The sequence below is a fragment of the Streptomyces sp. NPDC008125 genome (assembly GCF_042957125.1).
Taxonomy (GTDB): Bacteria; Actinomycetota; Actinomycetes; order Streptomycetales; family Streptomycetaceae; genus Streptomyces.
Map to the genome: position 1 here is coordinate 494,351 of NZ_JBIBHR010000004.1, position 6,661 is coordinate 501,011.

The 6,661-nt window shown below is 69.7% G+C and carries 9 protein-coding genes and 1 pseudogene; 5 read left to right on the plus strand and 5 right to left on the minus strand.

Annotation, left to right across the window (positions count from 1 at the left end; all coding sequences use genetic code 11):
• Nucleotides 1-238: 238 nt before the first annotated feature.
• The gene (locus tag ACFZAX_RS10050) at nucleotides 239-1,222 is read left to right on the plus strand and encodes a tetratricopeptide repeat protein (protein ID WP_390960491.1); all 984 of its coding nucleotides are present in this window, start codon (nucleotides 239-241) and stop codon (nucleotides 1,220-1,222) included.
• 295 nt (nucleotides 1,223-1,517) lie between these two features.
• Here ACFZAX_RS10050 and greA read toward each other — a convergent pair whose 3' ends face one another.
• On the minus strand, nucleotides 1,518-2,015 hold the full coding sequence (gene greA, locus ACFZAX_RS10055) for a transcription elongation factor GreA (protein WP_390960492.1): 498 nt from the start codon (nucleotides 2,013-2,015) through the stop codon (nucleotides 1,518-1,520).
• Nucleotides 2,016-2,223: 208 nt separating this feature from the next.
• On the minus strand, nucleotides 2,224-2,637 hold the full coding sequence (locus ACFZAX_RS10060; RefSeq protein WP_390960493.1) for a DUF4307 domain-containing protein: 414 nt from the start codon (nucleotides 2,635-2,637) through the stop codon (nucleotides 2,224-2,226).
• 118 nt (nucleotides 2,638-2,755) lie between these two features.
• On the opposite strand from ACFZAX_RS10060, the gene mca reads away from it, so the two are divergent.
• Nucleotides 2,756-3,616, plus strand: a complete 861-nt coding sequence (gene mca, locus ACFZAX_RS10065; RefSeq protein WP_390960527.1) for a mycothiol conjugate amidase Mca — start codon at nucleotides 2,756-2,758, stop codon at nucleotides 3,614-3,616.
• Nucleotide 3,617: 1 nt separating this feature from the next.
• Nucleotides 3,618-3,893, plus strand: coding sequence for a hypothetical protein (locus ACFZAX_RS10070; RefSeq protein WP_390960494.1), 276 nt, complete (start codon nucleotides 3,618-3,620; stop codon nucleotides 3,891-3,893).
• Nucleotides 3,894-4,262: 369 nt separating this feature from the next.
• Here the strand turns inward: ACFZAX_RS10070 and ACFZAX_RS10075 are convergent, their stop codons facing one another.
• Both ACFZAX_RS10075 and ACFZAX_RS10080 read right to left on the minus strand, forming a co-directional pair.
• Nucleotides 4,263-4,604 (minus strand): XRE family transcriptional regulator, encoded by a 342-nt coding sequence (locus ACFZAX_RS10075; protein ID WP_390960495.1) that lies wholly within the window; start codon nucleotides 4,602-4,604, stop codon nucleotides 4,263-4,265.
• Nucleotides 4,601-5,053, minus strand: a complete 453-nt coding sequence (locus ACFZAX_RS10080) for a type II toxin-antitoxin system RelE/ParE family toxin (protein ID WP_390960496.1) — start codon at nucleotides 5,051-5,053, stop codon at nucleotides 4,601-4,603. The genes ACFZAX_RS10075 and ACFZAX_RS10080 overlap by 4 nt, the downstream gene beginning before the upstream one ends.
• A 93-nt stretch (nucleotides 5,054-5,146) precedes the next feature.
• Between ACFZAX_RS10080 and ACFZAX_RS10085 the strand changes: the two genes are divergently transcribed.
• The gene (locus tag ACFZAX_RS10085; RefSeq protein WP_390960497.1) at nucleotides 5,147-5,491 is read left to right on the plus strand and encodes a hypothetical protein; all 345 of its coding nucleotides are present in this window, start codon (nucleotides 5,147-5,149) and stop codon (nucleotides 5,489-5,491) included.
• 52 nt (nucleotides 5,492-5,543) lie between these two features.
• On the opposite strand, the gene ACFZAX_RS10090 is transcribed toward ACFZAX_RS10085, so the two are convergent.
• Nucleotides 5,544-6,110 (minus strand): Uma2 family endonuclease, encoded by a 567-nt coding sequence (locus ACFZAX_RS10090; protein ID WP_390960498.1) that lies wholly within the window; start codon nucleotides 6,108-6,110, stop codon nucleotides 5,544-5,546.
• Nucleotides 6,111-6,280: 170 nt separating this feature from the next.
• Here ACFZAX_RS10090 and ACFZAX_RS10095 point away from each other — a divergent pair.
• Nucleotides 6,281-6,436 (plus strand): annotated as a pseudogene (locus ACFZAX_RS10095) (DUF255 domain-containing protein); the annotation flags it as partial.
• Between the last annotated feature and the right edge of the window lie 225 nt (nucleotides 6,437-6,661).

Consider the following 6,661-nt stretch of genomic DNA (forward strand, 5'->3'; position numbering starts at 1 on the left):
GTGTTTAACCCGGTGGTTTCCGGGGGGGGGGGGGGCCGGGTTTCCGGGGGGGGGGGGGGGGGGGGGGGGGGCGGCCCCCCGGGGGGGGGGGGGGGGGCCGCCCCCCCCCCCGCCACGCCGTCCTTTGCGCACCGGCGTTGCCGACAGGGCCGTCCGCCACCGGTGGATACGGACAGCGGCGGCACCGCCGTCCACGCGGAAGAGCTCCCAGGTCCTTGGTCACGGGTACTCTCTGGCGATGTCGAATCGGTCTGTGGTGGCGGGAGTCGGTCTCGCCGGTGTGATGGCGCACTGCGGCGGAAGCCCGGTGGGCGCCGTAAGGCTTCTGGTGGGGGCGATAGCCGCGGCGTCGGCGGCTCCGGAGCCCTATGCGGCCCTCGCCGAACTGTGGACGGACCGGGGTCCGGAACTGAAGGAGACCCTCGCAGAGGAAGGCTCCCTGAGCGCGGTGCTGGCGCAGGCGTACTTCCTGTTCCTCGAAGGCGACATGGACGACGCGGTGATGGCCCTTGGTTCGGTCACGGGTGTGCGGCCCGACGTGGCGTGGGGCGCCGCCCCCTGGTTCGGCGACGCGCGCTTTCTCGGCGCGGTGAGCGCTGCGGCACTGGCCGAGGCGTGTCTGCGGACGCTGGACCACGGCCACGATCTGGACACCGACGAGATGCGGGAGCGGTTCGCGCCCTGGTTCCACGCCCTCGACGAGGTGAGCGAGCGGGATCCTGTGCCGGAGTCGCTGGCCGCCATGGCCCGGCTGCCCCGGGCCTGCGGCCGGTACGCACTGTCCTTCGCCCTGTGCGACCGCGCCGACGCCGTCGACCGGGTCATGTGGACGGCCGTCGCACGGGCGGCCACCTGGCGTGCGACGGGCGACCTGGATCAGGCGGCCGAGGCCTTCGAGCACGCCTTGCTGCTGGACTCCGGCAACTGGTCCCTCCACCTGGATCTGGCGGACGTGCGTGCGGAGCAGGGAGACTTCGCCGCAGCCGCCAACCTCGCCGAACAGGCACTGGAGCACGAACCTCACGAAGTCACCGCGCGCGCGGCGCACGCCGCCTACCGCACACGCCTCGCCGGCTCGTCCGACGACCTGAGGGCTCTGATCACCCTGGCGCCGGAGATCGCGGACACCACCTACCGGAACCAGCTGATCGACTACGCGTGCGCGGCGCCGAAGCTGCCCCGGGGACTCGTCGCCGAGGCCCACCGCGTCCGGGGGAACTGACCGGGCTCCTGATCACGAGGGGCAGCCGGGCAGGCAGGACCGTCCGGTCCGGTCCGGTCCGGTCCGGTGCCGGGCTTCGGGGGAGCGTGCGTGCTCCTGCGCGTACGACGCATACGGATGGTCCGTCAGCCAGGGGCAGCCCGTGGGGGTCACGACGAGGTGCACGACGTCCCGGGAGGGGCTCCCGTACGACATCCCCGTTCGCCACGCGAAAGCCCCGGTCGCGGGCTCCTCGGGAGTCCGCGACCGGGGCTTCGTGCGTCGCGTCGCGGCGCGACGCGGGAGGCTCGCCGGCTCAGCCGGTGTACGGCTTGGCCGAGAGGATCTTCACCGCGGCCTTCTTGCCGTTGGGCAGCTCGTACTCCGCGTCGTCGCCCGTGCGCTTGCCGTTGACGCCCTTGCCGAGCGGCGACTGCGGCGAGTACGTCTCGATCTCCGTGCTCGCGTACTCACGGGAGGCGAGCAGGAAGGTGACCGTGTCGTCCTCGTCGCCGTCGAAGGCGATCGTCACGACCATGCCGGGCTCGACCACACCGTCGTCGGCCGGCGCCTCGCCGACCTTCGCGTGTTCCAGGAGCTGGGTGAGCTGGCGCACCCGGAGCTCCATCTTGCCCTGCTCTTCCTTGGCCGCGTGGTACCCGCCGTTCTCGCGGAGGTCGCCCTCCTCGCGGGCCGCCGCGATCTTTACGGAGATCTCCGTGCGCGCGGGACCAGACAGGTACTCCAGCTCGGCCTTGAGCTGGTTGTACGCCTCCTGCGTGAGCCAGGTGACGTTTTCGCTGGTCTGGGTCACAGGTGCTCCTCGTCGGTGCTGGGAATACAAAGCATCGCCCTACCCCGAGCTTGTTCCCTCACGGGTGGGCGAAACCACGAGCCTAACAATTTCCCGGGCAAAGGGGGAGAAGGTCACCCGGTGCCGATGGAGGCGTGGCGGACCGTACGGGCGGCACGGGGCGCACAGCGCGCACGGCGTTCCGCGCGGCGAGCGGAACGCCGGGGGCTCAGCCCGCCGAGCCGCCGCTGGTGCAGCCCACCAGCTCCACCGCACTGGCCCGGGCCGTCGTCCGCAGCGCCACGACCTCGTCGACGCGGCCCACGTGCTGGTCGAACCGGAAGTCCTTGCGGGCCACCTCGCTGCCGGCCGCGTCCAGGGCGCGCACCGTGCAGAAGCCGCCGGAGTCCTTGTCCTTACGCACTTCGAGATGGGCCTCGGCCCGCTCGTCGGAGACGACCTTGGACTTGATCAGCTCGGCGCTGATGTCCGTACCGCCGATGTAGTCCACGCCGATCCAGACGATCAGGCCGACCAGCGCCGCACCCAGGACCGCGCCGATCACCCGGAGCCTGCGGTCGGCCTGCTCGTCCCGGCTCCGGCCGTACCGGCCCTCGGGTGTGGCCTCGCGCAGCGCCGTCATGATCGTTCCTCCTGTGCAGGGAATCGAGGAATTTTCCACCTTCCCGTTCGGTCACTATAGGAGTTGCCCATCGCGACAAATAACTGAGGACCGAGTCTTGACCGAGCAGCTGCGCCTGATGGCCGTTCACGCCCACCCCGACGACGAGTCGAGCAAGGGCGCCGCCACCATGGCCAAGTACGTGTCCGAGGGGGTGGACGTCATGGTCGTCACCTGCACCGGCGGCGAACGTGGTTCCATCCTCAACCCCCGTCTCCAGGGAGACGCGTACATCGAGGAGAACATCCACGAGGTGCGCAGGAAGGAGATGGACGAGGCCCGCGCGATTCTCGGCGTCCAGCAGGAGTGGCTCGGCTTCGTCGACTCCGGCCTCCCCGAGGGCGACCCGCTGCCCCCGCTCCCCGAGGGCTGCTTCGCGCTGGAGGACGAGGAGACCGCCGCAGGGCGCCTCGTCGCCCGGATCCGCTCGTTCCGGCCGCAGGTCGTCACCACGTACGACGAGAACGGCGGCTACCCGCACCCCGACCACATCATGACCCACAAGATCACGATGATCGCGTTCGACGGTGCGAACGACAAGGAGCGCTTCCCCGAGGACGAGTTCGGCCCCGTCTGGGAACCGCTGAAGCTCTACTACAACCAGGGCTTCAACAAGCCCCGCACCCTCGCCCTGCACGAGGCGCTCCTGGCGCGCGGCCTGGAGTCCCCGTACGGCGACTGGCTGAAGCGCTGGGAGGAGAATGAGCACGCCGAACGCACCCTGACCACGCACATCCCGTGCGCGGACTTCTTCGAGGTGCGCGACCGTGCGCTCATCGCCCACGCCACGCAGATCGACCCGGAGGGCGGCTGGTTCCGCGTGCCGATGGACGTACAGAAGGAGGTCTGGCCGACCGAGGAGTACGAGCTCGTGAGGGCCGGCGTCGATACCTCCCTCCCCGAGAGCGACCTCTTCGCGGGCATCCGCGACAATGCCTGATATGTACTCCACCCAGGCACTGACGCATCTCGTCCCGCTGGCCGCCGACGAGCTCGACAAGAACAAGGTGACCCCCGGCGTTCTCGGCTTCCTCGTCTTCGCCGCGCTCGCCGTCGGCGTGTGGCTGCTGATGAAGTCCATGAACCGCCACATGGGCCGGGTGAACTTCGAGGAGACGCCGGAGAAGACCGAGGCTCCCACGGCCGCCGGAACCGGTGCCGCTGCCCGTGCCGCTTCCACCGGAGCCGCCGGAGCCGCCGGAGCCGCCGGGAAGTAGAACCCGGGCGTCGCCCCTGGGGCGACCCCGCGACCCGCCCCGCGCCACGGTCTTCCGGCGCGGGGCGCGAGGCTGTGCCCCAGCCTCCTCGCGGGCACTCCTGGGGGCGCCTTCCGGGATCGGGTGGGGATGTGCCCGACAGGCCGGCCGGCGGGCCCGCTCGCCTTCCGGAAGGGCAGCTGATGGCACCGCAGGAGTGGGCGCCCGAGCCGTACCTCGGCATCGGGCAGCACCTTGAGGGCCAGGATCCGTCCGTGCGTGACGGGTAACACCTACGAGGCGTTGGCCCTGGCCCTCATGGCAGTGCATGCCGAATCGCGCCTGTCATCGATCTCAGCGATCGCTCCCGACGCAGAGAAAGACAGCTTGTCAGCCAAGGACGAGGGACTCGTCGCCGAAGTCGGCGACGATCTTCAGGCGTCCTCCCAGTGCCGCGACGTACGCGGCGAGAGTCTCGACCTCGGTACGCATCACAGCCCCCTTCTCGATCTGGGAGACCCGCCCCTGGGTGACGCCGAGAGTCTCGGCGACCTCGTTCTGCGTCATGTGCTGGCGCTTGCGGACCTCGGCCAGGCGGTGGGCGCGGACCTTTGCGAGCATGGCAGCGCTCCGCTCCGGGACGTCCGCCTCCTCCTCGGCGGTAAGGCCGAGGTCGTCCTTCAGGTCGTTCCAGTCGATTGCGTTGGCCGTCTTCGGCTTGAAGGTGCTCACGCTTCCTCCTCGGTGTACGCCTGATAGGCGGCTTCGGCTTCCTTGATCGCGGTGCGGTACCAGCCGGACCAGTTCCCGGCCTTGTTGCCGCCGACGAGGATGACGGCGTTGCGCTCGGGGTTGAAGACGAACAGCATCCGTACTTCGCTGTCGCCCTTGGAACCGGGGCGCAGTTCCTTCAGGTTGGGCAGGGTGATCCGGTGATCCGGTGATCCGGTGATCCGGTGATGCGGTCGACGAGCGGGCGGCCGAGGGCTGGACCTTCGGTCTGGAGCACGTCGAGTGCGGCGGCGATCTGGGTGAGGGTGTCTCGGTCGCTCTTGCGGAGACCTGTCGGGCTGTACGACGCCGGGAGACCTCAAAGCCGAGCTTGCCAAGGCGTATCCCCGTGAAAACCCGCGCGTTCTCGGCAACTGGCGCGGGCAGTTGTGGCGTTTTCGCGCCGTCATGCGGACCGGGGACCTGATCGTCCCGAAAGCGCGGTGGGCAGATGGAGGCGCGCCGGTCAGCGGGAACCGCAGGCGTCCGCTGAACTGGCGCTCTTGGCAGCGGTGAACGGCGACATCGCCGCCGTGCGGCGGCACGCCCACGCGGCGCGGACGCCGGACGACCGCGCGACGGCTCTCGGTACCGCCGCCATGCACCTGGCGGGCGCCCAGGTGGCGCCGTCCGCGGACAGTGGTGCCAACGCCCGGGTTCTCCGGACCTGCCTGGCACTCGCCCGTGCTGCGACCCGCGACGGTTCCCCTGACACGGAGGCGGCCCGGGGCATCGCCATGGAGATCCTGCGATCCGATGCCTGGACACGCGTGATCCCGCTGCTCCCCTTCCTCGCTCCCGGAGCACCAACACGCCTTGGCGCCATGGCACGAGACGTGCACCGTTGACTGGTGTGACCGAGTCGTTTTCGCTTCGCTGTGCGCGGCGACTTTCCGCTTCCTACATGTCCCCAAGGTCGACTGCGACGGAAAAAGGTGCGGTGGCTTTCACCGCGCCGGTGAACATCTCGCCGTCCCGGTAAGTCCTGGTGGCGGGGTCGAGGACGTAGGTGTACACGATCGGGACCCCGGCGGCGGCCTGCTCGACTCGCCAGTAGAAGGGGATGCCCGCCTTGGCGTACTGGTCCACCTTCACGATTCGGTCGGTGGTCTCCGAGCCGGGCGACACGACCTCGATGACCAGGAGTACGTGCTCGGGGCGGGTGGGTGTGAGGTCGATGGTCTCCGCCCGGTAGACCGTGACGTCCGGACGGCGGTTGGTGAGCGGCACGTCCTGCAAGCGGACGTCGAAGTCCGTGTCGGCGTTCCAGTCCGGGCCCGCGGCGGCGTCCAGGGCATTGGCCAGGAGCCGCGCCAGCCGGTTGTGCCGCTTGGAGGCGCTCGGGCTCACGACGACCATCCCGTCCACGACCTCGACGCCGGCGCACTGCTCCTCGGACCAGGAGTCGTACTGCTCCGCGCTGATCTGCTGGCGCATCCAGGCGGGTGCGACCATCTCAGCGGTCATGGCGTGCCTCCTTCGAGGATGCTCGTCAGTTCTGGAGCTGCTCGCCTCAGCTTACTTTCCCCGTGAGGCCGGAAGCCGGTCCGCTGCCGTCCCGGTCGGCGCTCCGGGAGCCGACTCCCCCCGGTGAGCCCGTCCCCCCGCCGCCACTCCCGGTACGCAAGGATTGGGCCATGGTCAACCGACTCGCGCACACCACCTCCCCGTACCTCCTCCAGCACGCGGACAACCCGGTCGACTGGTGGCCGTGGTCGCCCGAGGCGTTCGAGGAAGCCAGGCGCCGTGACGTACCCGTCCTGCTGAGCGTCGGGTACGCCAGCTGCCACTGGTGGCAGTGATCAGCACCTTATGCATGAGTCCGCGGACATCTCCAATACCGCGGGCGCCGGTCTAACCTCGCGCTTTCATGAAGCGGGCTGTCCGGCGGGTGGTCAGGTAAGCGAAAAGTGCCTCTGAGCAGCAATGCCGGTGAGTTAGCGCGTCAGTGCAGGTCAGGTGGGGTGCTTGGTGGCTTTGAGTGTGTAGCGGACGTTACTGGGAGTACGGGGCTGGTC

What these genes read in the sequence shown, in the direction of transcription:
- ACFZAX_RS10090 (WP_390960498.1), bottom strand. Translation starts at nt 6,110, where the DNA reads ATGACCGCTGAGATGGTCGCACCCGCCTGGATGCGCCAGCAGATCAGC.
- mca (WP_390960527.1), top strand. Translation starts at nt 2,756, where the DNA reads ATGGCCGTTCACGCCCACCCCGACGACGAGTCGAGCAAGGGCGCCGCC.
- ACFZAX_RS10060 (WP_390960493.1), bottom strand. Translation starts at nt 2,637, where the DNA reads ATGACGGCGCTGCGCGAGGCCACACCCGAGGGCCGGTACGGCCGGAGC.
- ACFZAX_RS10070 (WP_390960494.1), top strand. Translation starts at nt 3,618, where the DNA reads ATGTACTCCACCCAGGCACTGACGCATCTCGTCCCGCTGGCCGCCGAC.
- ACFZAX_RS10080 (WP_390960496.1), bottom strand. Translation starts at nt 5,053, where the DNA reads ATGACGGCGCGAAAACGCCACAACTGCCCGCGCCAGTTGCCGAGAACG.
- ACFZAX_RS10050 (WP_390960491.1), top strand. Translation starts at nt 239, where the DNA reads ATGTCGAATCGGTCTGTGGTGGCGGGAGTCGGTCTCGCCGGTGTGATG.